The sequence below is a fragment of the Kitasatospora sp. NPDC086801 genome (assembly GCF_044745805.1).
Classification (GTDB): Bacteria; Actinomycetota; Actinomycetes; order Streptomycetales; family Streptomycetaceae; genus Kitasatospora.
On the sequence record NZ_JBIVAX010000045.1, the window covers coordinates 1 to 24370 of the forward strand.

Here is a 24370-nt window from a genome sequence, read left to right on the forward strand (position 1 = left end):
CAACGCCGCCGCCGTGTACGGCTTCTACCACGACCGGCTCGGCCGCGACGGCCTGGACGGCAAGGGCGGCCCGATCGTCTCCGTGGTGAACCTGAGCAACCGCGGCAAGCCCTTCCCGAACGCCGCCTGGGACGGGCAGAAGATGCTCTACGGCAACGGCAACGCCAGGTTCCTGCCGTTCTCCGCGGCACTGGACGTGGCCGGGCACGAGATGACCCACGGCGTCATCTCGCACACCGCCAACCTGGTCAGCGACGGCCAGTCCGGCGCGATGAACGAGGGGCTCGCCGACTACTTCGGCAACGCCATCGAGGTCACCGCCCGCGGCATAGCCATGGACGACCCGAGGGCCCCGCTGATGGGCGAGAGCCTGTGCCGCACCGGCACCCCCGAGGACTGCGCGAACCGCCGCCTGGACGACCACCGCACCACCGTGGACGACTACCTCGGCGCCGGACTCGACCTGGACAACGGCGGCGCGCACCTCAACTCCACCATCTTCAGCGGCGCGCTGTGGGACATCCGGCGCACCCTCGACCCGCTCACCGCCGACCGCCTCGTCTACCGGGCGATGGCCGAGTACCTCACCCCGCTGGACGACTTCGTGGCCGGGCGCAACGCGGTGCTCGCCGCCGGCCGGGCGCTCAAGCTCAGCGGGGCCGAACTGCGCAAGGTGGCGGCCGCGTTCGACGCGCACGGGATCAAGGCCGGCTGGCAGAGCCGGCTCGGGACGGACAGCCGCCCGCTGCTGCGCGGCGCCACCGGCCCGACCGGCCCGGCCACCGGCGGCGGCCACTGGGTGATGGGCGACACCCCGGCGGACGGCAAGGGCGGGATCGCCCTGTACACCGGCTCCACCACCGCCTCCGGCACCCCGACCCGGCTCAGCCCGGACGACGGACGGATCCACGGCTGGGCCGCCACCGACGGCAGGTCCGCCGTCTGGCTGGCGGTCGGGCCCGACGCCACCGGCACCTGGGCGACCGAGGTACTGACCCGTCCGCTCTCCGGCGGCCCGGTCCGCAGCGTGTTCCACTCCTCCCAGCAGCAGTCGCCCGGCAGCGTGCAGATATCCGGCGGGGACATCGCCTTCACGGTGAGCGACAACGACACCGGCCGCACCCGGGTCCAGCTCTCCCACGACGGCGCCCCGTCCGTCGAACTCCCGCTGCCCGAGGGCCACAACCTCACGTCCCTCGCGTTCAAGGACGGCCTGCTCGGCTGGATCGAGTCCTGGACGGCGGACGGGGCCACCGTCCAGGCGCCGACGGTCTTCTCGACCGCCACCGGCAAGGTCACCGCCCAGTACCCGGTGAGCACCCCGAACGGCACCGACCCGCCCTACCTCGCCTCCCCGCTGCTCGCGGGCGACCGGCTGCTCTGGCTGGCGGCCCCGGCCGACCACACCCGCGCGACCGCCCTGCGCTCCGGCGCCGTGGACGGCTCCGGCGTGCGCGACCTGCTGCCCGCCGACTCGCCGTACACCCCGGCGGACATGGAGCTCACCGCCACCGACCAGGCCGTCACCTTCATGCACCGCAGTGCCCAGCCGAACGGCGGCTGGTCCAACGCCACGCTGCCCAAGCTGTACCAGCTGCCGCTCGCCGGCGGCGCCCCCGTGCGGGTCTCCTGCAACCGGGGCAGCCAGTTCCACGCCGCCGCCGACCAGGGCACCCGGGTGGTCTGGCTGGACGCCACCGCCGGGCGCAACGACCTCGTGGTCCGCGACCGCCCGGCCGGGACCTGCTGACCCGAACGCCACTCACCCGTTCGCCCCGGTACCGGCACCCGCCGGCGCCGGGGCGAACGCCGTTGCGCAGCGAACGGCGGGTCCGGAGCGGGCGCCGGGGTGGACGGCGGGCGTCTGACAGCGCGCTGTGCGCGGTTTGCCAGCGGCGGGCCGGAGGCTGGGTCCGTCCAGGTCACCCGGCAACCAGAGGGAACGGATCCATGTCGCCAACTACTTCCACTTCTTCCACTTCTTCCGCCGCCCCTTCGCCGTCCCGGGCGGTGTGGTCGCGCCGCCTGCGGCTGGCGCCGGTCGTGCTGACGGCGTCGGCCCTTGCCGTGGGGCTGGCCGCCGGTACGGCGTTCCCGGCCCCCCTTCCCGCGGCCGCGGGCTCCGCGTCCGTTGCGGCCCGGGTCGGGGCCGATGCGCAGCGGGCTCAACTGGAGACATTGGCGCGGCAGTTGGTGGATGCCGGGGCGCCGGGGGTGATCGTGCGGGTGGACGACGGCCAGGGCCGGCCCGTCGAGATCGCCGAGCAGGCCCCCTGGACCGTGGCGGACCAGCGGCTCTCGGTGGGGGACGAGTTCCGGATGGGCTCCAACACCAAGACCATGATGGCCACGATCGTCCTGCAACTGGTCGCCGAGGGGCGGCTCGCGCTGACCGACCCGGTGGAGACGTGGCTGCCGGGCCAGGTGCCGAACGGCCGGGCGATCACGCTGCGGATGCTGCTGAACCACACCAGCGGCCTGCCCGACTACACCGAGGACCCCGCCGTCCTGCCGTCGATCCTCGGCAAGGACCCGCACCGGTGGACCTCCGACGAGTTGCTCGCCGTGGGCCTCAAGCGCCCGGCGCTGTTCCCGCCGGGCACCCGGTGGTCCTACAGCAACACCGACTACGCGGCGGTCGGCGCCGTCCTGGAGCGGGTCACCGGGGCGAGCCTCGCCGACCTGGTCCGGGACCGGATCGCCCGGCCGCTGAACCTGAAGCACACCTACCTCGCCACCGACGGCAGCTGGCGCGGCCGGTACGTCCGCGGCTACGAGCCGGACTCCGCCCACATGCCGGCGGAGGTGCCCGCCGCGTTCCAGGACGTGGCCGGGGTGCACCGCGACGGCCGCGTGAACGTCTCCGGCAACGACCCGGGCTGGGGCGGGGCGGCCGGGGCCGTGGTGTCCACCGCGCAGGACTGGTCCCGCTTCTACAACGCGCTGATGTCCGGCCGGCTGCTGCCCGCGGCCCAGCTGGCACAGCTGCGCACCACCGTCCCGATGGACCCACAGAACCCGGTGGACGGGCCCGGCTCCGGCCTGGGCATCGGGACGGTCCGCACCCCCTGCGGCACCGTCTGGGCCCACGACGGGGGAATCACCGGCTACCTCAGCACCAACCTCACCGACAGCACCGGCAGCCGTACGGCCACCGTGCTGATCTCGACCGAGTTCCTGTTCGAGTTCGGGGCCGACGCGAAGCTCACCGCGGCCGGCCAGGCCCTGCAGAGTGCGGTGACCTGTGCCATGTTCGGCAAGCCGGCGCCGGCGCCGGCCGCCTCGGCTCAGGTTCCGGTTCAGGTTCCGGTTCAGGTTCCGGCCCGGGCTCACTGACCGGAGCGGCCCGGCCGGGCCACGGGCGCGGGTGCGGGTGCGGCCACGGGTGCGGTGATGATCCCGGACAGCAGGTCCTTGGCCTCGGTCCGCGGCATCGCCGCACCCGCGGCGTGCGCCGCCGCGAACCCGGCGGCTCCCACGGCGGCCGTGACCCGCTCGGCGATCCTGCGCACGTCGGTGTCACCGAGGTCGTCCGAACCCCGCAGCAGGTCGGCGGCGCCGAGCAGGAGCGCCGCCTCCCCCGGCCGGCCGCGGCACAGCTCGATGTCGGCGGCCACGACCGCGATCCGGGCGGTGACCGCCGAGTTCCAGGTCAGCACCAGGTGCACCGCCGGGTGGTCGAGCCGGCGCACCGCCGCGTCGGGCAGGCCGTCCGCCGCGTCCAGCTGTGCGAGCACGCCCAGCAGCAGGGCGGTGAGGTGCGAGGGCGCCGGCTGGCTGCCGGGAGCCCCGGCCAGGGCGGCCAGGGTGTGTGCGCGGGCCGGTTCCAACTGCCCGGCCCGCCACTCCAGCTGGGCCAGGCCCAGGCGCACCAGGGCCCAGGGCTCAGCCCATCCGGCCTGCGCCACCTGGTCGAGCAGGCCCGCCAGCTGCCGCCGCGCGCCCTCCACGTCCCCGGCCTGAGCGCGCATCAGGGCGGCCTGGACATCGTTCTCAACCGTGTCCTCCTGCATCCCGAGCTCCTGGAAGTACCGGGTGGCCCGCTCGTTCATCGCCAGCGCGTCGGCCACGTCACCGGAGCGCCGCCGCAGCGAACCGAGGGTGCTCAGCGCGGTCGCCATGCCCCACCGCTCGCCGAGCGCCTCGAAACCGGTCAGCGCGTGGGAGAGGAAGCCCGTCGCTTCGGTGACGTCCCCGGTGTGCAGGGTCAGCAGGCCCCGCACCAGCAGGGTGAACGGCCGGCTGGAGGGGTCCTTGCGCTCGCCGTCCAGGGAATCCAGGGAATCCGGGGAGCCCGGGGAGCCCGGGGGGTCCGGAGGGTCCGGAGGGTCCGGAGGGTCCGGGGGGTGGGGCGTGCCGGGGGGCGGCCCGGTCGCGGTGTCCCGGGCCTGCGGCGGCGGCTGCGGCGGGCCGGCGACGGCCGCGGCCAGCCGGGCCAGCTCCAGCAGGGGATGGACACCGGGGTCGACGCCCGCCATCGCCTCTTCGATCCGGCCGAAGGCGGCCGTCCTGTCCTCCGGCTGACTGATGGACTCGGTGCCGACCTCGTACGTCACGATCACCAGTGCGCGGGCCGCCGGATCGGCCGGCCCGGGGACCTCCAGCACCCGTTCGAGCAGGTCCAGCGACTCCGGCGGATAGCCCCGCATGGACCAGAACCAGCACAGCGCGGCACCGAACCGGACCGCCGTCCCGGCGTCCCCGGACTCCACCGCCCAGCGGATCGCGGCCAGCAGGTTGTCCCGCTCGGCCGACAGCCGGGCCAGCCAGCGCAGCTGGTCGCGGGTGCGCAGCCGCGGTTCCGCGGTCTCGGCCAGGGCGAGGAAGAACCCGCAGTGCCGTTCGCGGGCGGCGCCGACCTCCCCGTGCCGGGTGAGCTGCTCCAGGCCGTACTCCCGGATGGTCTCCAGCATCCGGTAGCGCGGCTCGCCCGTGGCACCGGCCCCGAGCGGGTGCAGCAGCGACTTGTCGGCCAGCGCCGCCAGCAGCTCCCGGACGTCGCGGGCGGGGACGTCGCAGGCGGGGGCGTTGCAGGCGTCGAGGTCGCCGGGGTGGTGGCCGGCGGGGTGCTGGCCGGTGCGCCGGGTGTCGAGCCCGCCGACCGCCTGTGCCGCGTCCTCGGTGAAGCCGCCGGGCACCACCGACAACCGTTCCAGCAGCGCCCGTTCGTCGGCGGCCAGCAGTCTCCAGCTCCAGGCCACCACGGCGCGCAGCGTCTGGTGCCGGGGCAGGGCGGTGCGGCTGCCCCGGGTGAGCAGGCGGAACCGGTCGTCCAGCCGGGCGGCGACCACCTCGACCGGCAGGGTGCGCACCTGTGCCGCGGCCAGTTCGATCGCCAGTGGCAGGCCGTCCAGGCGGCGGCAGATCTCGACCGCCGCCGCCAGCGAGCCGTCCGCCGCGGCGAAGCCGGGGCACACGGCGGCGGCCCGGTCGTGGAACAGCCGGACCGCCGCGCAGGCGCGGGCCTGTTCGACCGTCGAGCCCGGTTCGGGCAGTTCCAGGGGGAGCACCGGGTGCAGGTTCTCGCCGTCGATCCGCAGCGGCTCCCGGCTGGTGGCCAGCACCCGCAGCCCGGGGCACCGGCCGAGCAGGGTCCCGGCCAGCGTCGCCGCCGCCTCGATCACGTGCTCGCAGTTGTCCAGTACCAGCACCAGGTCGTCGCCCGTCAGCACCTCGGTCAGGCGGTCCAGGATCTCCTCGGCGGCGCCGGGGGAACCGGCCCGGCGGCCCGGGGCCGCGGCGCCCTTGAGCACGTCGGCCTCGCGCGCCCGCAGGGCGTCGAGCACCGCGCGGGGCACGTCCGCCGGGCCGGCCGGGGCCAGGGCGACGGACCACACCCCGCCGGACGGTGTGAGCTGCCGGCCTGCGGTGGTGGCCAGCCGGGTCTTGCCGGCTCCGCCGGGACCGACCAGGGTGACCAGGCGGGCTCGGCCCAGCAGCTCGACCACCCGGCGGACGTCGTCCTCGCGGCCCACGAAGCTGGTCAGCGGCGCGTCCAGGTTGCCGGACGGCCTCGGCCGGCGGGGTTCCGGCCGGCGGGGTTCCGGCCGTTGGTGTGGCGGCTGTTGGGGTGGTGGTGGCTGGGCGGCGGGCGGAGGCTGGGCACGTCGCGGCCGGTGGTCGGCGGGCGGCGGGAGCTCGCCGCGCAGGACCGCGAGATGGGCCGCCTGCAGCTGCGGGCCGGGGTCGCTGCCGAAGGTGTCGGCCAGCCGGCCGCGCAACCGCTGGTAGGCGGCCAGTGCCTCGGCGCCCCGGCCGCCGGCGGCCAGCGCCCGGATCAGCTGGGCGTGCAGCCGTTCGTGCAGCGGGTGCCGCGCCGTCAGCGATTCGAGTTCGGCGATCAGCTCGGGTCCGGCGCCCAGCGCGAGGTCGGCCTCGATCCGGTCCTCCAGGGCGACCAGCCGCGCCCGCTCCAGCCGGCGGGCCTCGGCATCGGCGAACGGCGCCCCGCGCACGTCCGCGAGCGCGGGGCCGCGCCACAGGCCCAGGGCCTCCCGCAAGGCGGCGGCGGCCTCGGCGGGCCGCCCCTGCGCGTGCAAGTGCCGACCGGAGCGGGCCAGTTGATCGAAGCGGACGGCGTCCACCGCACCGGCTTCGACGGCCAGCCGGTACCCGGCCGGTCCGAAGGTGAGCAGCGCGGGGCCGCCCAGTACGCCCCGCAACCGGGACACCAGCGACTGCAGCGCGTTCGCCTGGTCGGCCGGCGGCGCCTCGGCCCACAGCGCCTCGGCCAGGGCCTGCGGCCGGACGGCGCGGCCGGCGTCCAGAGCCAGGTAGGCCAGCAGTGCCCGCAGCCGCGCGCCACCGATCGGCATCGGGCCCGCTCCGGCGTCCAGTACCAGGGGTCCGAGCAGGCCGACACGCACCGGCCCACTATCGCAGCACCACCTGTTTGACCGTCAAGTCGCGGGCCGGAGCCTGCGCGCTCGCCCCGGGCCGCGGTGGGGGGGGCGATGGGGGGCCCGGGTGAACCGGTAGCCCCGGAGAGCCATCCCCGGTAGCGCTCCGCATACGAATGTGTGTGGATGGTGACAGGACGCCACTTCGTGGCAGTCCGATCGACCATCACCACCCATATCTGGAAGGGCTCTTCCCCCATGCGTACTGCGCGCCGCGTCCTGACCGTCTCCGCCCTCTGCCTCCCGCTCGTGATCGGCGGGGCGACCATCGCCTCCGCCGACACCCCCAACAACATCCCCTCCCTGAACTACGACCACGGGGCGTTCTCCGTCGGCCCGAACGGCAGTGCCCTGCACATCACCGACGTCCAGTTCGGTCCTGACGGCGCCACGTTCCTCGACGCCGCCGTCGCGGTCGGCCCCAACGGCATCGCCGGCTACGCCACCGAGACCGGCGTCAGCACCGCGGGCTGATTCCCCGCCGCTCCCCCGTGCCGGCTGCCCCGGGACCACCCGTCCCGGGGCAGCCGCACGTCCGGGGCCGATCGTGCGGGGCGGGGCCGTCGGCCCTCGGCGCTCACCCGGCCCCGCGCGGGCTGACGAGCATGCGGATGTCGTCGGCCGCCCAGAGGACGAACCGTTCGGCCGGGACCACCCGGTGGCCCGGCACGGGCCGAAAGCGCAGGCGCTTGAGGAGGACGGCCAGCAGCAGTTCGCACTCGACCATGGCCAGGGCGGCGCCCTCGCAGCTGCGCGCGCCGAACCCGAAGGGGACCCAGGCCAGCCGCGCGCGTCCGGCTGCCTGCTCCGGGGTGAAGCGCTCGGGGCGGAACCGTTCGGGCTCGGGCCAGTGGTCGGGGTTCAGGTGGATGGCCCAGAACGGGTAGAAGACCACCGCCCCGGCCGGGACCGCGTACGCGCCGAGGGTGAGCGCTTCGGTGGTCTCCCGCGCGCCGTACGGGCCGGGCGGGTAGAGGCGCATCGACTCCTTGAGGACCGTCTCCAGGTACGGCAGCCGCCGCAGGTCGGCGTACTCGGGGGCCGCGCGGTCGCCGAGCACGCGGTCCAGTTCCTCGGTGACGCGCGCGGCCGCCTCGGGGTGGCGGCCCAGCAGGTGCAGGGTCCAGGAGACGGCCACGCCGGTGGTGTGGTGGGCGGCGAGCATCGTCGCGAGGACGGTGTCGCGGATCCGGGCGGGGCGTTCGCCGGCCTCGACCAGGGCGCCGACCAGGTCGCTGCGGTCGGCACGGCCGCCGTCGCGGTGGGCCGCGATCACCCGGTCGACCGTCGCGCGCAGGAGGGCGAGCGCCCGCGCGGTCCGCTCGGCGCGCTCCTGCGGGTCGACGGCGGGGGGCACCTGGTAGAGCCGCTCCAGGTAGTCGGCGAGCACCTCCTCGAAGGCGGCGACGACGACGTCCGGGTCCTCGACCTCGCCGCCCAGGGCGTACGCGCAGATCATCCGCAGGGACAGGGCGGTCAGGTCCCGCTGCAGCGCGACGGCGTCGCCCCGCGCGGCCCAGCGGTCCGCGAGGTCGGTCGCGAGCGCGGTGAACCGGGCGAAGGCCCGCTCGTGCGAGGGGCGGCCGGCCAGGACCGAGAGCAGGGTGCGGCGCCACGGGGCGTGTTCGTCCGGCGGGAGCACCTGGAGGTTGCCGGCCTCGAACAGCGGATCCAGGAAGGAGAACAGGCGCTCCGGGCGCCGGTCCAGGTGTGCCGTGGCCTCCAGCAGCACCGGGTCGGCGACCGACACGGCCGCCTCGGCGCCGGGCAGCTGGAACCGCACCACGGGGCCGTACTCGGCGTGCAGCCGCAGCTGGTAGGCGTGCAGCCCGCCCGCCTGCGCGATGGCGCCGACCCCGCCGTCCGGCCGGGGATCGGGACCGGGGATCTTCATCGGACCTCCTGGTGACGCATGGTCGGATCCGCCGCCCGGACGGTGGACACGGACGGTGGACGCGGGCGGCGGGGCGCCGCCGGCCGCGGGGACCAGGATCGCGCGGGAACGCGTCCGACCGCCGACGGCGGCGCCGGGTGATGCCGGACCGGGGCCGGACCGGGGCCGGACCGGGGCCGGGGTGAAATGGCCCGCGCTTGCAAGTGGTCGGCGTATGCAACTATTGTGATGTCAGACAAAGTGCACCTGCAATCATTCGAGAAGGTGTCCCCCTCGCCTCTCGCGCCCCCGGCCCCCGCGACAGGAGTCCACCCATGAGCACCACCCTCTTCACCCCCTACACCCTGAGGACGGTGACCGCCCCCAACCGCGTCTGGATGGCGGCGATGTGCCAGTACAGCGCCGCCCCGGACGGCGAGGCGGCCGGCGCACCGACGGACTGGCACTTCGCCCACGCCGCGGCACGCGCCACCGGCGGCACGGGGCTGATCATCATGGAGGCCACGGCCGTCAGCCCCGAAGGCCGCATCACCCCCTACGACCTCGGGATCTGGAACGACACCCAGGTCGCGGCCTTCCAGCGGATCACCTCCTTCCTGAAGGCGCAGGGCACCGTGCCGGCCCTCCAGCTCGCCCACGCCGGCCGCAAGGCGTCCACCGAGCGCACCTGGGTCGACCGCGGACGCGCCATCGCCCCGGACGAGGCCCACGGATGGACGCCGGTCGCCCCCAGCGCCATCCCCTTCGCCCCCACCCGGACCAGGCCCGACGAACTCACCGAGGAGCAGATCCGCGGGATCGTCCGGCAGTTCGCCGACGCCGCCCGGCGCGCACTCGACGCCGGCTTCCAGGCCGTCGAGATCCACGGCGCCCACGGCTACCTGATCCACGAGTTCCTCTCCCCCCACAGCAACCACCGCACCGACGCGTACGGCGGCTCCTTCGAGGGCCGGATCCGCTTCGCCTTGGAGGTCGTCGAGGCCGTCCGCTCGGCGTGGCCCGAGGAACTGCCGCTCCTCTTCCGCATCTCCGCGACCGACTGGCTCACGGAGAACCCGCAGGACGGCCGCACCGGGTGGACGTCGGAGGACACCGTCCGCCTCGCCAAGGAACTCCAGGCCCGCGGCGTGGACCTGATGGACATCTCCACCGGAGGCCTCGTCCCCGACGCCACGATCAACGCCGGGCCCGACTACCAGGTGCCCTTCGCCGAGGCGGTGCGCAACGAGGCCGGCATGCCCGTGGCGGCCGTCGGCCTGATCACCGACCCCGTCCAGGCCCAGGACATCCTCGCCGCCGGCAGGGCCGACGCCGTCCTGCTCGGCCGCGAACTGCTGCGCAACCCGTACTGGGCGCGCCACGCCGCCGCCGAACTCGGCGGCCGGGTCTCCACCCCCGTCCAGTACCACCTCGCGTAGCGGCACCCCGGCGCGAGCGGTCGGGACCGGCCGGGGCCCGACCGGCCGGCGTCCGGGATTTTTGTCGGGTCCCTGTCTAGTTCGTTCGCGTCCTGGTGTGGTGGGATGTGCCCGTCACGGGATTGAGGGGCACTGACGGGGGTGCGCGGTGAGGGGTGGACGGCTGCTCGGGCTGGACGGGGACGCGGCGCGGCTTGCCGCGGCGGGCCTGGTCCGGTTGGGAGCGCAGGAGTGGGTGGGCGGGGCGGCCGGGGCTCCGGCGTGGCTGGGGCGGCTGCGGGCGGCGTCGTTCGCGGACACCTGGCTGGCGTTCGGCGAGCCGCCGGCGCCGGGGCTGCGGGTGCCGGCCGGGGAGGTCCTGCGGGCGCTCGCGTACCGGGCGGCGGAGCTGGTGCTCCAGGCCCGCGAGAGGGATGTGCCGGCGGTGCTGGAGTGGCTGGGCCGGCGGTCGGCGGAGGCGCGCGAGCAGGCGGGCCGGGCGGAGGTGGCCCACCCGGCCGAACCGGCCGCGCTCGCCCTGGTCTGGCACGGCGTCCAGGCGGTCACCGCCGACGGCGGGAGCGGGGGCGCTTCGGCGGCAGACCGGGAGTCCCACGGCCGGGAGTCGCGCGAGCGGAAGTCCCACGGCCGGCGCATCGACGAGCGGGGCGAGGCGTACGTCCGGGAGCGGCACCGCCGCCAGGACACCCTGGCACTGATGCTGGCCTGTGCCCGGATCGCGGCCGCCGCGCTGGTGGAGTCGTGCGGCGGCGATCCGGGCCGGGTGGACGGGTGGCTGGAGGAGGACGCGGCCCGGTACATGGCGCTCGGCGGCCCGGTGCCGCTGTGGGTGCCGGGCCGGCCGGGGCAGCCGACGGGGTGAGCCGGCGGTCCGGCTCAGCGGGCTGACTCAACGGGCGGGCTCAGCGGGCGGGCTCAGCGGGCGGGGAGGCTGAGCGTGGCGTGCAGGCCGCCGCCGGGGGCGGGGCTGAGAGCGAGGTCGCCGTGGTGGGCGTCGGTGACGGCCGCGACGATGGCCAGGCCGAGGCCGTGACCGCGACGGGCGGGGTCGGACTGGGCGGTGCGGCCGCGGCCCCGCAGGAAGGGCTCGGTGAGGGTGGGGACGGCCTCGGGGGCCAGGCGGGGGCCTGTGTTGGTGACGGTGAGCCGGACCCGGCCGGGGCCGGCGGGGTCCGTCCCGGTGGTGACGGTGACGGATCCGCCGGTGGGCAGGTTGTGGCGCAGCGCGTTCTGCAGCAGGTTGACGGCGGCCTGGCGCAGCAGGACCGGGTTGCCGGTGGCGGGGGCGGGCCGGCAGTCGGTGGTGACGGTGACGCCCAGGGCGGCGGCCTCCTCCTGGACGGCGGCGAGGGCGTCGCGGGTGGTGTCGGCGAGGTCGAGGGGTTCGAGTTCGGGGGCGGTGTGGCCGAGGTCGGCGAGTTGGAGGAGGGCTTCGCTGATCTCGATGCCGCGCTGGTTGGTGTCCTGGAGGCGGGCGACGAGGGTGGTCCAGTCCTGGCCGGCCGGGTCGGCGGCGGCGACCTGGAGCATGGTGCGGGTGATGGCCAGGGGGGTGCGCAGTTCGTGGGAGGCGTTGGCGGCGAAGCGCTGCTGGGCGTCGAAGGAGCGCTGGAGGCGTTCGAGCATCTCGTCGAAGGCGTCGGACAGGTCGGTGAACTCGTCGCGGGGGCCGGCGAGGGCGATGCGGTGTTCGAGTGCTCCGCTCGCGGCGCGGTGGGCGGCGCCGGTGATGTCCTGGAGGGGGCGCAGGACGCGGCCGGCGATGAACCAGCCGCCGATCGTGCCGACGGCGGTGAGCAGGGCCAGGGCGTAGCCGGAGATGGTGAGCAGGGAGCGCAGGATCTCCTGGCGGGAGGGGGCGGAGAGGCGGTCGCGGGGGTTGGAGGAGGTGAGGGGGTAGTTGGGGATGTAACGCATGCCGACGTAGACGACGGCCAGGCAGAGGGTGCCGGTGATGACGGCGAAGAGGGTGTAGCTGAGGGTGAGCCGCATGCGGGCGGTCAGGCGGCGCGGTCGCGGCCCGGGGCGGGTGCGGGGCGGGGCGCTCACGTGGGGGTGCCGTCGGTGAGGCGGTAGCCGACGCCGGGGACGGTCTGGATCACCCAGGGTTCGCCGAGTCGTTTGCGCAGGCCGGAGATGGTGATGCGGACGGCGTTGGTGAACGGGTCGGCGTTCTCGTCCCAGGCGCGTTCGAGGAGGTTCTCGGCGCTGATGACGCCGCCGCGTGCGGTCATCAGGACCTCCAGGACGGCGAACTGCTTGCGGGAGAGGGCGACGTAGCGGCCGTCGCGGTAGACCTCGCGGCGGAAGGGGTCCAGGCGCAGTCCGGCGTGTTCGAGGACGGGGGGCGCGGCCTGGGCGGGGCGGCGGGCCAGGGAGCGCAGCCGGACGACGAGTTCGGCGAGGTCGAAGGGTTTGGTCAGGTAGTCGTCGGCGCCGAGTTCGAAGCCGGCGATCTTCTCGCCCAGGCGGGCGGCGGCGGTGAGCATGAGGACGCGGCAGCCCAGGCGGCGCTCGACGATGGTGCGGCAGACGTCGTCGCCGTGGGTGCCGGGGATGTCGCGGTCCAGGACGACGACGTCGTAGGTGTGGACGGCGAGGCGTTCGAGGGCGTCGTCGCCGTCCGTGACGATGTCGCAGGCGATCGCCTCCAGGCGCAGGCCTGCCTGGACCGCCTCGGCGAGGTAGATCTCGTCCTCCACCACCAGGACCCGCACGCGCTGTTCTCCCGTCCCGCTGTTGTGCCGTTGTGCCGTTGTGCCGTGGTGTCCATTGGACACGAAGGGGCCTATCGAAAACGTATCGGTTAGTGCAGACGTCCTGGTAACACCGCTTTTCCTCCCATGGTGTGGCCGCCGGGTTTCCCCGTCGCGGTGAGGTGACGAGCGCCGGGAGGCAGGGATGGACGGGACGACGCGCCAGGAGGCGACGCGGTGGCGGACGGTGGGGGGTGGCCGGCGGGCGGTGTCGGTGGGCGCCGGGGCGGTGGTGGTGCTGGCGCTGGCCGGCGCCTGCGCGGCCGCCGATCCGCCGGCGACCGAGGCGGCGCTGCGGACCCTGGCGGGCACCGTCTCGCCGTTCTCCTCCGTCCTCGTTCCGGGGTCCGGCTCCTCGGCGGGGGCGGACGGCGACATTCCCGACGGCACGACGCTGACCCCGTTCGACACCGGGGCTCCGGCGGTGCGCAACCTGGACGGGCCACTGCTCGAAGCCGTCCAGCAGGCCGCCCGGGACGCGCGCGCCCAGGGCATCGAGATGACCGTCACCTCGGGCTGGCGCAGCAAGGAGTACCAGCAGCGGCTGCTCGACAAGGGGGTGGCCAAGTACGGGAGCCTGGAGCGGGCCAGGCAGTTCGTGAACACGCCGGAGAAGTCGGCGCACGTCTCGGGCAAGGCGGTGGACCTCGGCCCGACCAACGCCGACTACTGGCTGATCCAGCACGGTGCCCGGTACGGGCTCTGCCAGGTGTACGCCAACGAGATCTGGCACTTCGAGCTGCGCACCAGCCCTGGCGGGACCTGTCCGGCCCAGTTGCCCGACGCCGCCGGGTAGGGGGCGTCCATGACCCGATCGCACGAGGAGCTCGCGCCGGGCCCGGAGGCGGGGGCGGTGGGCGCCCCGGCGGGTGCCGCCCGCCCGGCCGGCCGTCGGCGCCGGCGGCGGGGGCAGCGGCGTCCGCCGGTCGGGCGCTGGCGGCGCGGCCACCCGGCCGCCGCCCTGGCCCTGCTGACCGCCCTCGCCCTGGCCGGTCACCGGCGGGTGCCGAGCCTGGGCGTCCAGTTGGGGAGCCTGTGGGAGAGCGCCCTGCCCTGGGCCGGTGCCGTGGTGCCCGCCGTGCTGCTCGCCGCCGCGCTGCGCCGCGCGCCGGTGCCGGCGTGCGCCGCGGTGGTGCTGGCCGCGGTGTGGGCCGTCGTGTTCGGGCCGGTGCTCGTCAGCGGCGGCCCGCCGCCGGGGGGCGGTGCGGGCCTGACCGTGGTCACCCACAACGTGAGCGCGGAGAACCCGGACCCGGCCGGCACGGCCCGCGCGCTGCTCGCCGCCCGCCCCGACCTGGTCGCCCTGGAGGAGGTCACCGACGCCGCGCTGCCCGCCTACCAGCACGTGCTGGACGCCGAACTGCCGCACCACACGCGGATCGGCACCGTCGCGCTGTGGAGCCGCTACCCGGTGACCGACTCACGGCGGCTGACCATCGACCCGGGCTGGAGCCGCTCGCTGCGGGCCGAAGTCCAGGGCCCCGGTGGGCCGTTGGCCGTGTACGTGGTCCATCTCGCCTCCGTCCGGCTCAACCTCACCGGCTTCGCCACCGCCCACCGCGACCGCAACCTCGCCGCGCTCGGCGCCGCGCTGGACGAGGAGCCCCTGCACAGGGTGCTGCTGCTGGGCGACCTCAACACCGCCGCCGGGGACCACGCGCTCGCCCCGGTCACCAGCCGGCTGAGCTCCGCGCAGGACACCGCGGGCGGCGGCTTCGGGTTCACCTGGCCGGCGGCCTTCCCGCTGGCCCGGATCGATCACGTCCTGACCCGGGGCCTGCCCGCCACCGCCGCCTGGACCCTGCCCGCCACCTCCAGCGACCACCGGCCCGCCGCCGCCCGGCTGGCGGCATGAGGGGCGGGCGGCGGGCCGGTGTCAGGCGAGGAGGTCGGACTGGAGGGTGACCACCTGGCGGAAGGGGGCGGCCGGGACGCCGTCGGGGTTGGTCATGGTGATGACCGCGACGACGTCGGAGGCCGCGAGGTAGGCGAGGCGGGCGGTCGGGGCGCCCTTGGCGCCCGTCGCCGCGGCCTCCTGGGCGTCCAGGTGGATGCCCTCGACGGTGTCCCAGACGCCGTGGGGGGTGCTCTTCGCGCCGGGCAGGGCCTTGGGCCGGGCGTTGGAGCGCAGGGCGGAGAAGACCTCCCAGGACTCGTAGGAGGCGCCGAAGCGGAGCAGCCGGATCTGGGTGCGGGTGCCGTCGGAGGCCGTCCACTCCCGGACGGTGGCCGCGCGGCAGGCGTCCCGCAGGAGCAGTTCGCGGAGCTCGGCCGGGTCCTGCTGCTCGGCGAGGATCGCGTCGCAGGTGACCCATTCGGCCGGGGCCTGGCCGGAGGGGGCCGTGGACGGGCTCGCGCTCGCCGACGGGGAGGCGGTCGGGCTCGCGGCCGGGGTGGCGGTGGGGGTCGGGGTCGGGGTCGGGTGGAGCGCCGGGGTGAGGGCGCCGCCGGCCTCCTTGGGGGCGGGCAGCAGCAGGTAGCGCAGGTCCGCGGCGTGCAGGGCGTTCCTGCCCGTCCGGTCCGGCGTGCTGCTGCCGGACGGCAGGGGCGGCAGCGTCAGCGGCGGGAAGGTGTAGCGGCCGTCGCCCGGGGTGGCCAGGCCGGGGAGGTCGGTGCGCTCGGGAGCGGTGACGGCCAGTGCGGCGCCGGTGCCCGCGAGGGCGAACACCAGGGTGGCGGTGGCCCAGCGCGCGGCCGCCCTGCGGCGGGCGCTGCGCCGGGCGAGGCGGGCCTCGTGCTCCTCGGGGGTCTGCGCGACGGCCTCGGCGGGGGTGTCCGCGGGGGTCTCGGCGACGGCCTCGGCGGGGACGGCGGACTCGTGCGGGGTGGCGTGGTCGGTCATACGGACGCTCCCGGTCGGGCGAGGCGGTCGAGCTGCAGGGTGAAGAGGGCGACGATCCGGTCCTTGGGCAGCGGCGCCACGCCCTCGACGTTCATGACCACCAGGAGGTCGCCCTCGGCGGCCGAGCACTCCAGGTTGTCGATCGGCGCGGACGGCGGCGCCGGCATCAGGTAGCAGTGCGCCTCGGGGTGGCCCGGGATCTCCGGGCCGATCCGGAACAGGCCGGTGTCGCCGGTGAAGACCGCGGTGTACTCGTTGAGCTTCTGCACTTCCTGCTGGTTGAACTGGCGCAGCTTCAGGCCGACCACCAGGTCGCCCTCGCCGGTGCGGTACGTGCGCACGCCGGTGGCCTTGACGTGCAGGCCCTCCCAGTAGGAGCGGAGCTTGTCGCGCTTGTCCTTGGGGATCTGCTGGAGTTCGGCGTCCAGCTCGGCGGACAGGAACTCGGCGCCGAGTTCGGTGTCGTTGCCGTAGCCGCCGTCGTCCGGGCCGGGTTCGTAGCCGGCCGGGACGGGCAGCAGCAGGTCGCGCAGCGAACCGAAGTGGTTGCCGTTGGACTTGGCGCCGAACGGCGTGGCGGTGGCGGTCGGCGCGGGCGCGGCGGACGGCCCGGCGGCGACGGCCGGGGCGGGGTCGTCGTACTGGGTCTTGACGATGCCGATGCCGATGGCCACCCCGGCCAGCGCCGCCGCGGCCGTCGCGGCACCCGCGCGCAGCAGGCGGCGGGAGGCGGGGCGCGGGGCGGCGGGATCGGCGGCGGTCGGCGCGGCGGGATCGGCGGCGGACTGCTGCTCGGCGACGGACTGTTCGACGGCGGCCGGGGCCGCCTCGGGGGCGGTCGGCGCCGGCGTGGCGGCCGGGGTCCCGGTCATGCTGTTGTCGGTCATACCAGCCGCTCCCACTGCTGCTTGGCGAGGTCCTTCACGACGTCGGGGTTCACCGGCTTGGTGCCGAAGACCTCCACCACCATCACCACCGTGCCGCGTTGGGCGAGGGCGTGGCCGTAGTAGAACTGATCGGCGCTGTCGGCCCAGTGGTCCGGCTCCGCGTACACCCGGTAGCCGCCGTTGGCGCCGTCGGCGAACGCCTCCCCGAGGTGGACGGCGGCGGTGTGCTTGGCGGCCTCGCCGGCGTGATCCGGCGCGTACTGGATCAGCGACACGCGGTACCTGGCGTCGTCCTTCTTCCAGTCCACCTCGGCCGCGCGCCGGAAGCCGCGTGCGTTCAGGTCCTTGAAGTCGCTGGCCGCGCTGGCGCCGCGGTCGGCGAGCTCGCCGACCGACAGCCAGCTCGGCTTGTCCGGGAAGTCACCCCAGGCGGCGCTGCCGTCCGGGGCGCTGACCAGCAGTTTGAGCAGGTCGCCGTCGATGGCCAGCGGTTTGGGCTGCTGGGCGGCGAAGGCGGTCGGGTCGACCGCCACGGCCGGGTAGGACGGGCGCGCGACCTGGATCGGCGGCAGCGGCGTCGCCGGGCGCTGGGCCTGGACGGCGTAGCCGACGCCGCCGCCGACCAGGGCGCCCAGCACCAGGCCGGACACCGCCAGCAGCACCGGGCGCGGGCGGCGCGGGGTGCGGGGCGCCCGCTCGGGGCCGGCCGACAGCAGGTCGGGAGCCGGCGCGGCGGGCGGGAACGCCTCGGCGGTGGACGGCGGTTCGGTGAAGGGCGGTTCGGCGGAAGGCGGTTCGGCGGGCGCGGTGTGGGGCCGCGGCGGGGCGGCGGGCGCCGGCGCGGCGCCGGGTGGGGGCAGCGCGGGTTCGGTGGTCACGGGGTGGCTCCAGAGGAGGGAGGAGGACGGCGTCGGAGGCAGGCGGGCGGGCGGCGGCGCGGGTTCAGCCGCCGGAGGCGAGCCACTCGCGCTGGCGCTTCATCAGCCCGCTCAGCAGCGCCTTGTCCGGGGTCCCCTTCACCTCGACGTCGATCGTGTACTGGACGTCGCCCTGGCTGGAGATGCCGGTCATCGAGCCGGTGTACGCCTGCTGCTTGGGCTTGTTCAGGTAGCCGTGGGCATCCGGGTCGCCGTCGATGTCGATCGGGTCCTGCGACTTGAGGGTGTATCCCTGGACGAACCGGCCCGCCATCGCGGTGGAGCCGAAGCGCAGCAGGGTGACGGTCACCTCGGCCTTGCCGTCGGCCGTCCGGTACATCCGGGTGGCACCCGCCTGGTAGCCGTACGAACCGAGGATGTCCATGATGCCGTCCTGCTTGCCGAACAGGACGCTGACGTCGTCGTCGCTCATGGTCATCCCGTCCGCGGGCCCGTACGACTCGCCGCCGTCCGGGATCGGGAGCAGGAAGTAGCGCAGGTCGCCCTCGTGCTTGCCGCCGTTGACGGTCCCCTTGACGGTGCTGGCCGGCTTGGGGGCGGTCGGGGCGGCGCTGGGCGTCGGCACCGGGAGCGGGGTCGCGGAGGCCGTCGGGCTCGGGCTGGAGGCGGTGGTGGTGGCCGGCGCGGGTGCGGCGGCGGCCGGGCGGGCGTCCGGCCTGCCGACGGCGACGGTCACCGCGGTGCTGGTCGCCGTGACGGCGAGCAGGCCGGCGGTGGCCAGGGCGACGCCGACGGCGCGCGGCAGCCGGCGCGCGGCCGGTTCGGGTGCGACGGCGTGCTGCGGCGCAGCGTCGGGCTGCGGTACGGCGGGGTGCTGCGGCGCAGCGTCGGGCTGCGGTACGGCGGCCGGTTCCGGAACGGCGGCGGGCTGCTCCGGAACGGCGGCTATTTCGTTTTCGGGCGCGGACAAGGAACTCCCCCGGGAAAATGTGGGATCTCGCGCACGGACTCCCTCGCAAACCGCTCCCCCAGCGGCTCTCCGGACCGTCCATCACGCGTCTCAGCAGGAATTATGAGAGACCGTCCGCACCACTGCCAACAAATTTAATCGCCGCACTCCGGTCCATTACTCGATGAATCGGACACGTCGTAATGCAACCGCAACAGGCGAACCGGGCGTGGTACCGCGGTACCGCGGCCGCTCCGATGATCGGTCCGGGGTACCACGAATCGCGCCGGCGCCGCACCTAGCGTGGAGTGTGAGGGAGGCCGGGACGGTCCGGCCCCGGAGCATAGGGGTGAGCGGATGATCGAGGCACACCAGCTGACGAAGCGGTACGGGGAGAAGACCGCCGTCGACCGGCTCGACTTCACGGTCAAGCCCGGCACGGTCACCGGCTTCCTCGGGCCCAACGGCGCCGGGAAGTCCACCACCATGCGGATGATCGTCGGACTGGACGCGCCCACCAGCGGCTCGGTGCGCGTCAACGGGCGCCGCTACGCCGCGCACGCGGCGCCCCTGCAGGAGGTCGGGGCGCTGCTGGAGGCCAAGTCGATCCACCCGGGGCGCTCCGCGTTCAACCACCTCATGGCCCAGGCCCACACCCACGGCATCCCGCGCTCCCGGGTGGAGGAGGTCGTCGAGCTGACCGGGCTGCAGTCGGTGGCCGGGAAGCGCGCCGGGGCGTTCTCGCTGGGCATGGGCCAGCGGCTGGGCATCGCGGCGGCGCTGCTGGGCGACCCCGCCACGGTGATGCTGGACGAGCCGGTCAACGGCCTCGACCCGGAGGGCGTGCTGTGGATCCGCAACCTCCTCACCTCGCTGGCCGCCGAGGGCCGCACCGTCTTCGTGTCCTCGCACCTGATGAGCGAGGTCGCCCTCGTCGCCGACCACCTGATCATCGTCGGGCGGGGCCGGCTGCTGGCCGACACCACCGTGCAGGACCTGGTCCGCCAGGCCGGCGGCGACGTCGTGAAGGTGGCCAGCGCCGATCCGGCCCGGCTGCGCACGGCGCTGGCCGGGCCCGGCGTGGAGGTCACCGGCCGTTCCGGCTCGGAGGAGCTGCTCGTCACCGGCCTGCCCGCGCGCGAGATCGGCCTGCGGGCCGCCGAGCAGGGCATCGCGCTGTTCGAGCTCACCACCCGCACGGTCTCCCTGGAGGAGGCGTTCATGGAGCTGACCAGGGACGCCGTGGAGTACCACGGCACCACCACCGCGACCGGGCCCGCCGTCGGCGCGGGTGCCGGCGCCGAGTCCCCGAGGAGCGCGGCATGAGCACCATCGCACCGAGCCAGACGCCCGCGGCCGCCGACCGGCGGCCCGCGCGCCCCGCCTACCGGGTGACGCCCGCGCGCGTGCTGCGCTCGGAGTGGGCCAAGCTGTGGTCGCTGCGCTCCACCTGGATCACGCTGGGCCTGGCCATGCTGTTCCTGGTCGCCTTCGGGCTGATCGCCGCGTTCCAGTTCAAGTCGAGGATCACCTCGGGCCGTCCGATGGACCGGGGGGACTTCGCCGACGCCAGTGCCCTGAGCCTGTCGCTGTTCGGCACCAACTTCGCACAGCTGGCGTTCGGCGTCCTCGGCGTGCTGGTCGCCGCGGGCGAGTACTCCACCGGCATGATCCGCTCCACCCTGGCCGCCGTGCCGCGCCGTCTGCCGGTGCTGTGGTCCAAGGCGGCGGTGTACGGCCTGGTGGTGCTGCTGCTCGGCACCGCCGGGGTGTTCGTCGCCTTCACGGCCGACAGCGGCATCCTCTCCGGCACCCGCGCGGCGATGACCTTCTCCGACGCCGGTGTCCTGCGCGGTCTGCTGGGGGCCGGGCTCTACCTCGCCCTGGTGGGCGTGATCGGTGTCGCCCTGGGCGCGCTGCTGCGGTCGGTGGCGGGCGGCATCTCGGTGCTGGTGGCCTCGCTGATGCTGGTCCCCGGCCTGATCTCGCTGCTGCCCTCGTCCTGGCAGGACCACATCAGCCCCTACCTGCCCAGCCACGCGGGCGAGGCGATGTTCGCCCTGCACCACGACGCGGCCACGCTGTCGCCCGCCGCGGGGCTGGCGGTCTTCCTGCTGTGGACGGTGCTCGCCCTGGCCGGCGCGGCCGTGCGCCTGGTGCGCAGCGACGCCTGAGGGCTGGCAGACTCCGTGGGCGTCCCGGTGCGGTACCCGTTGAGCCGGGTGCCGCACCGGGGGCGTTCCGTACCCGTTCTGGACGAAGGTGACGCCGTGAGCGAGCAGGACACCTGGGCTGCGGGGCCGGGGCCGGGGCCGGGGGGCGACCCGCTGTCGGGGCACCCGGTGTTCGCGCGCCTGGCCCGGCTCGGGCAGCGGGCGCGGCAGGCGGACCGCGACCACCCGTGGGTGCTGGACACCGCCGTGGTGGCCGCGGTCTTCCTGCTGTTCTGCCTGCCGGACCTGCTGCCCTTCCACGACGGCGGGGAGCGGGCGCGCGAGCACCGGATCGTCTTCACCCGTCCGCCGCTGGCGGCGATGCTGGCCCTGCAGGCGGGGCTGCTGCTGCCGCTGCTGTGGCGCCGGCGGCGCCCGGCGGCGGCGTTCGCGGCGGTCGCGGCCGTGTTCGTCCTGCAGTGGTCGCTGGGGGTGGCGCTGCGCGCGGACGTCGCCCTGCTCGTCGCCCTGTACAGCCTGGCCCTGCACGGGAGCCTGCGGCACCTGGCGTGGGCGTGCGCGGCGATGGCCGGCGCGGCGGCGCTGGTCGCGGTGGAGCTGTCCGGCGGGCTGCCGGTCGGGGACGCGCTGTTCTTCCTGTTCAGCGCGGCGACGGCGGCGGTGGCCGTCGGCATCGCGGTGCGCATCCGCCGGGCGCAGCTCGCCGGGCTGCGCGAGCGGGCGGCGCGTCTGGAGGTCGAGCGCGACCAGCGCAGTCGGCTGGCCACCGCCACCGAGCGCACCCGGGTGGCCCGGGAGATGCACGACATCATCGGCCACAACCTGTCGGTGATCATCACCCTGGCGGACGGCGGCGCGTACGCGACCGGGGCCTCCCCCGAGCGGGGCCGGGAGGCGCTGCTGCTGATCGGGGAGACCAGCCGCCAGGCGCTGGGCGAGCTGCGGCGCATGCTCGGTGTCCTGCGCGACCAGGGCGAGCAGGGGGCCGAGTTCGCCCCGCAGCCGGGCATCGCCGACCTCGACGGGCTGTGCGCGCGCATCCGGGCCGCCGGGCCGCAGGTCGTGTACACGGCGCGGGGCGAGGTGGAGGGGCTGGACCGCGGGGTGCAGCTGATGGCGTACCGGATCGTCCAGGAGGCGCTCACCAACACCCTCAAGCACGCCGGGGCCGACACCCGGGTGCACGTGACGCTGGCCGCCGAGGGCGGCCGGCTGCGGGTGCGGGTGCGGGACGGCGGTCCGCCCGGCGGGGCGGTGCGGGGCGGTGCGGCGGGCGAGGAGGGGCACGGTCTCACGGGCATGCGCGAGCGCGCGGCCCTGTACGGGGGCACCGTCACCGCCGGGCCCGGGCCCGGGGCAGGATGGACCGTGGAGGCCGTCCTCGACCTCACTCCCGACGGGCCCGACGGCCCCGCCCCCGACCTCGCCCCCGATCCGACAGGCGGCCTGACGTGACCACGGTCCTCATCGTCGACGACCAGCCGCTCCAGCGGTACGGCTTCCGGATGCTGCTGGAGAGCCAGCCCGGCACGGAGGTCGTCGGCGAGGCCGCGCACGGTGCCGAGGCCGTGCGCCTGGCGGCCGATCTGCGGCCCGACGTCGTCCTGATGGACATCCGGATGCCCGGCATGGACGGCATCGAGGCCACCCGGCGCATCGTCGCCACCGGCGGGCGCTCGCGCGTCCTCGTCCTGACCACCTTCGACCTCGACGAGTACGCCCACGCCGCGCTGCGCGCCGGTGCCAGCGGCTTCCTCCTCAAGGACGCCCGCCCGGAGGAGCTGCTGGCCGGGATCCGCGCCGTCTCCGAGGGCGACGCCGTCGTCGCCCCCGCCGTCACCCGGCGCCTCCTGGACGCCTACGCCCACCACCTGCCCGTGCGCCCGGCCGGCGCGGCCGCCGAGGACGACCCGCGGCTGAACGCCCTGACCGAGCGTGAGCGCGAGATCCTGGTCGCCGTCGGCCGGGGCTGGACCAACGGGGAGATCGCCCAGCGCCTGGTGCTCGCGGAGTCGACCGTCAAGACGCACGTCAGCCGGGTGCTGGCGAAGATCGGCGCCCGGGACCGGGTGCAGGCCGTGATCTTCGCCTACGACCGCGGCCTGAACCGGCCCAACCCGCCGGCCTGAACCGGCCCGCTCCTGCCGCGGGGGGTGCGGTGTCAGGGGCGCTTCTTCGGGGCGGCTTCGAGGTCGGTGGCGGCGGCGGCCAGGATGGCGCCGAAGACGTGGGCGATGACGGGCTTGCCGACCCGGCGGGCTAGGGCCGCGCCGACGAGGGGTACGGGGATCGCGAAGCCGGTCGTCCAGACGACCAGGGTGCCCTCGGGAACCTCCTCGAAGGTCATCCGGCCGAACTCGTGCCGGGCCGGCGGGAAGCTGCGGTCGACGGTGTAGTCGAAGCCGTGCGGGGCGTTGTAGGCGGTGATCCGCTCGTTGAACCAGCCGATCAGCCAGGTGTGCAGCCGCACGGCGCCCACCCCGTAGGGCGCGCCCGCCCCGGGCCGGGCCAGCCGCGCCCTGAGCACGAACGGGGAGCGGGTGTAGTTGGTGCTCGTGGCGCACCAGTCGAACACCTCGGCGATCGGCGCCTCGACGACCCGTCGCACGGTCACGGTCTCCATGGCTCGTCCCTCTCCTCCAGCCGGGCGGCGCGGGTGTCGGCCGCGCCCTGTTCACCGATGAAGACCGGGCGCGGACCGAAACCGTGACATCGGGTGGGGGCGTCCTCGGGGGTGGCGATGCCGCCTGCCTACCATTCGGCTTCGGGAGTGCGGGTCATGAGCAGGTCGACGGCGCGGTCGGTGGTGACGGTGCCGTCGAGGACGGCGACGTGGGACCGGCCAGGTGTTGCACCGGCCATGCGGCGGCGGAGTGACGGGTGAGCGGGTAGCCGATCTCGAACTTCTCCGCCGACATCCGGGTGTCGTTGACCTCGACGACGGCTCCGGACGGGCTGGTGGTGACGCGGACGATCCGCAGCAGCGGGACACCCTTGGAGAGTTCGAGCCTGGCGGCCTCGTCGGGTGCCGGCATGCGGCAGGTGATGGTCTCGTGCCAGGCGAGGGGGCCGTGGCCGAGGTCGTGCTCCAGGATGTCGTAGATGCCGCCGGGGCCGGTGTCCGCCTCGGCCAGCCGTGTGCCGCGGGCGACGGCGGCAGGCAGGTAGCTGGTGGCGATCTGGGTGGGCTCCCGGGTGTCGGGGGTGCCCATGAGTCGGTCGCGGACCAGGACCTCGTCGTGGGACAGGACACCCAGGACGGCGCCGATGTCGCGCGGCACGGGCCCCCAGCCGACGGTCGGCTTGAACAGCGCGATCCAGGGCTGGGCGGTGGGGTCGAAGAAGTAGCCGCGCTCGTCGCGGTGGACCTGACGGCTGCGGGAGAGCCGGCGCCGTTCGGGCAGCGCCCGCACGACGGTGCCGCGGCGGCGGACGACCTCGACCAGGCCCTCCTCTTCAAGGAGGGTGACGGCCTCGCGGGCGGTCTGCTTGGAGATGCCGTACTGCGCGGCGAGGTCGGTGATCTTCGGGAGCGTGGTGCCGGGTGGGTACTGGCCGGTGGTGATGCCGGTGCGCAGGTCGTCGGCGAGCTGGCGGTACGCGGGGGTGTCCATCGGCTTCTCCGGTCGGCGTGGTGGTACTGGGGGTGGCCTAGCCCGATCCCCAAAATAGT

The 24370-nt window shown here is 75.3% G+C and carries 21 protein-coding genes; 11 read left to right on the forward strand and 10 right to left on the reverse strand.

The genetic code is table 11. From position 1 onward, the window contains the following. Together ACIPLC_RS32190 and ACIPLC_RS32195 are read left to right on the forward strand one after the other, a co-directional pair. Positions 1-1750 (forward strand): M4 family metallopeptidase (locus ACIPLC_RS32190; protein WP_400476567.1); only part of this gene is annotated, 1750 nt, incomplete at its 5' end. Positions 1751-2193: 443 nt separating this feature from the next. Further along, entirely contained in the window at positions 2194-3336 is a 1143-nt protein-coding gene (locus ACIPLC_RS32195) for a serine hydrolase domain-containing protein (RefSeq protein WP_400476622.1), read from the forward strand. Here the strand turns inward: ACIPLC_RS32195 and ACIPLC_RS32200 are convergent. Then, complete coding sequence (locus tag ACIPLC_RS32200) at positions 3330-6866, reverse strand: AfsR/SARP family transcriptional regulator (RefSeq protein WP_400476568.1); 3537 nt, start codon at positions 6864-6866, stop codon at positions 3330-3332. The genes ACIPLC_RS32195 and ACIPLC_RS32200 overlap by 7 nt on opposite strands. A gap of 231 nt (positions 6867-7097) precedes the next feature. Between ACIPLC_RS32200 and ACIPLC_RS32205 the strand changes: the two genes are divergently transcribed. Further along, positions 7098-7373, forward strand: a complete 276-nt coding sequence (locus tag ACIPLC_RS32205) for a hypothetical protein (RefSeq protein ID WP_400476569.1) — start codon at positions 7098-7100, stop codon at positions 7371-7373. 103 nt (positions 7374-7476) lie between these two features. On the opposite strand, the gene ACIPLC_RS32210 is transcribed toward ACIPLC_RS32205, so the two are convergent. Next, entirely contained in the window at positions 7477-8793 is a 1317-nt protein-coding gene (locus ACIPLC_RS32210; protein WP_400476570.1) for a cytochrome P450, read from the reverse strand. Between the two features lie 314 nt (positions 8794-9107). Between ACIPLC_RS32210 and ACIPLC_RS32215 the strand changes: the two genes are divergently transcribed. Both ACIPLC_RS32215 and ACIPLC_RS32220 read left to right on the forward strand, forming a co-directional pair. Then, a complete protein-coding gene (locus tag ACIPLC_RS32215) occupies positions 9108-10211 on the forward strand; it encodes an NADH:flavin oxidoreductase/NADH oxidase (protein ID WP_400476571.1) in 1104 nt (367 codons plus the stop codon). Between the two features lie 148 nt (positions 10212-10359). Then, the gene (locus ACIPLC_RS32220; RefSeq protein ID WP_400476572.1) at positions 10360-11073 is read left to right on the forward strand and encodes a hypothetical protein; all 714 of its coding nucleotides are present in this window, start codon (positions 10360-10362) and stop codon (positions 11071-11073) included. Positions 11074-11126: 53 nt separating this feature from the next. On the opposite strand, the gene ACIPLC_RS32225 is transcribed toward ACIPLC_RS32220, so the two are convergent. Both ACIPLC_RS32225 and ACIPLC_RS32230 read right to left on the reverse strand, forming a co-directional pair. Beyond that, complete coding sequence (locus tag ACIPLC_RS32225) at positions 11127-12260, reverse strand: sensor histidine kinase (protein WP_400476573.1); 1134 nt, start codon at positions 12258-12260, stop codon at positions 11127-11129. Further along, positions 12257-12928, reverse strand: coding sequence for a response regulator transcription factor (locus ACIPLC_RS32230; protein WP_400476574.1), 672 nt, complete (start codon positions 12926-12928; stop codon positions 12257-12259). The genes ACIPLC_RS32225 and ACIPLC_RS32230 overlap by 4 nt, the downstream gene beginning before the upstream one ends. A 184-nt stretch (positions 12929-13112) precedes the next feature. Between ACIPLC_RS32230 and ACIPLC_RS32235 the strand changes: the two genes are divergently transcribed. Then, complete coding sequence (locus ACIPLC_RS32235) at positions 13113-13763, forward strand: M15 family metallopeptidase (protein ID WP_400476575.1); 651 nt, start codon at positions 13113-13115, stop codon at positions 13761-13763. Positions 13764-13772: 9 nt separating this feature from the next. Then, positions 13773-14822 (forward strand): endonuclease/exonuclease/phosphatase family protein, encoded by a 1050-nt coding sequence (locus ACIPLC_RS32240; RefSeq protein ID WP_400476576.1) that lies wholly within the window; start codon positions 13773-13775, stop codon positions 14820-14822. Between the two features lie 21 nt (positions 14823-14843). Here the strand turns inward: ACIPLC_RS32240 and ACIPLC_RS32245 are convergent, their stop codons facing one another. From ACIPLC_RS32245 to ACIPLC_RS32260, 4 genes are all read right to left on the reverse strand, one after another. Beyond that, positions 14844-15809 (reverse strand): hypothetical protein, encoded by a 966-nt coding sequence (locus tag ACIPLC_RS32245; RefSeq protein WP_400476577.1) that lies wholly within the window; start codon positions 15807-15809, stop codon positions 14844-14846. Beyond that, a complete protein-coding gene (locus tag ACIPLC_RS32250) occupies positions 15806-16696 on the reverse strand; it encodes a hypothetical protein (protein WP_400476578.1) in 891 nt (296 codons plus the stop codon). The genes ACIPLC_RS32245 and ACIPLC_RS32250 overlap by 4 nt, the downstream gene beginning before the upstream one ends. Beyond that, positions 16693-17574 carry a hypothetical protein gene (locus ACIPLC_RS32255; protein WP_400476579.1) on the reverse strand — a complete coding sequence of 294 codons (882 nt, stop codon included), beginning with the start codon at positions 17572-17574 and terminating at the stop codon, positions 16693-16695. Before ACIPLC_RS32255 ends, ACIPLC_RS32250 begins: the two co-directional genes overlap by 4 nt. Before the next feature lie 64 nt (positions 17575-17638). Further along, entirely contained in the window at positions 17639-18544 is a 906-nt protein-coding gene (locus ACIPLC_RS32260; RefSeq protein ID WP_400476580.1) for a hypothetical protein, read from the reverse strand. Positions 18545-18880: 336 nt separating this feature from the next. Here ACIPLC_RS32260 and ACIPLC_RS32265 point away from each other — a divergent pair, with 336 nt between their 5' ends. The 4 genes from ACIPLC_RS32265 to ACIPLC_RS32280 all read left to right on the forward strand — a co-directional run bounded on the left by ACIPLC_RS32265 (position 18881) and on the right by ACIPLC_RS32280 (position 22826). Then, positions 18881-19849 (forward strand): ATP-binding cassette domain-containing protein, encoded by a 969-nt coding sequence (locus ACIPLC_RS32265; RefSeq protein ID WP_400476581.1) that lies wholly within the window; start codon positions 18881-18883, stop codon positions 19847-19849. Then, positions 19846-20697, forward strand: coding sequence for an ABC transporter permease (locus ACIPLC_RS32270; RefSeq protein ID WP_400476582.1), 852 nt, complete (start codon positions 19846-19848; stop codon positions 20695-20697). The genes ACIPLC_RS32265 and ACIPLC_RS32270 overlap by 4 nt, the downstream gene beginning before the upstream one ends. Positions 20698-20793: 96 nt before the next feature. Then, positions 20794-22152: a sensor histidine kinase gene (locus tag ACIPLC_RS32275; RefSeq protein WP_400476583.1), complete on the forward strand. Its 1359-nt coding sequence runs from the start codon at positions 20794-20796 to the stop codon at positions 22150-22152. After that, a complete protein-coding gene (locus tag ACIPLC_RS32280) occupies positions 22149-22826 on the forward strand; it encodes a response regulator (RefSeq protein ID WP_400476584.1) in 678 nt (225 codons plus the stop codon). Before ACIPLC_RS32275 ends, ACIPLC_RS32280 begins: the two co-directional genes overlap by 4 nt. Positions 22827-22858: 32 nt before the next feature. On the opposite strand, the gene ACIPLC_RS32285 is transcribed toward ACIPLC_RS32280, so the two are convergent. Continuing rightward, positions 22859-23320 (reverse strand): SRPBCC family protein, encoded by a 462-nt coding sequence (locus ACIPLC_RS32285; protein ID WP_400476585.1) that lies wholly within the window; start codon positions 23318-23320, stop codon positions 22859-22861. Between the two features lie 154 nt (positions 23321-23474). Beyond that, a complete protein-coding gene (locus tag ACIPLC_RS32290; protein WP_400476586.1) occupies positions 23475-24311 on the reverse strand; it encodes a GntR family transcriptional regulator in 837 nt (278 codons plus the stop codon). Positions 24312-24370 lie beyond the last annotated feature (59 nt).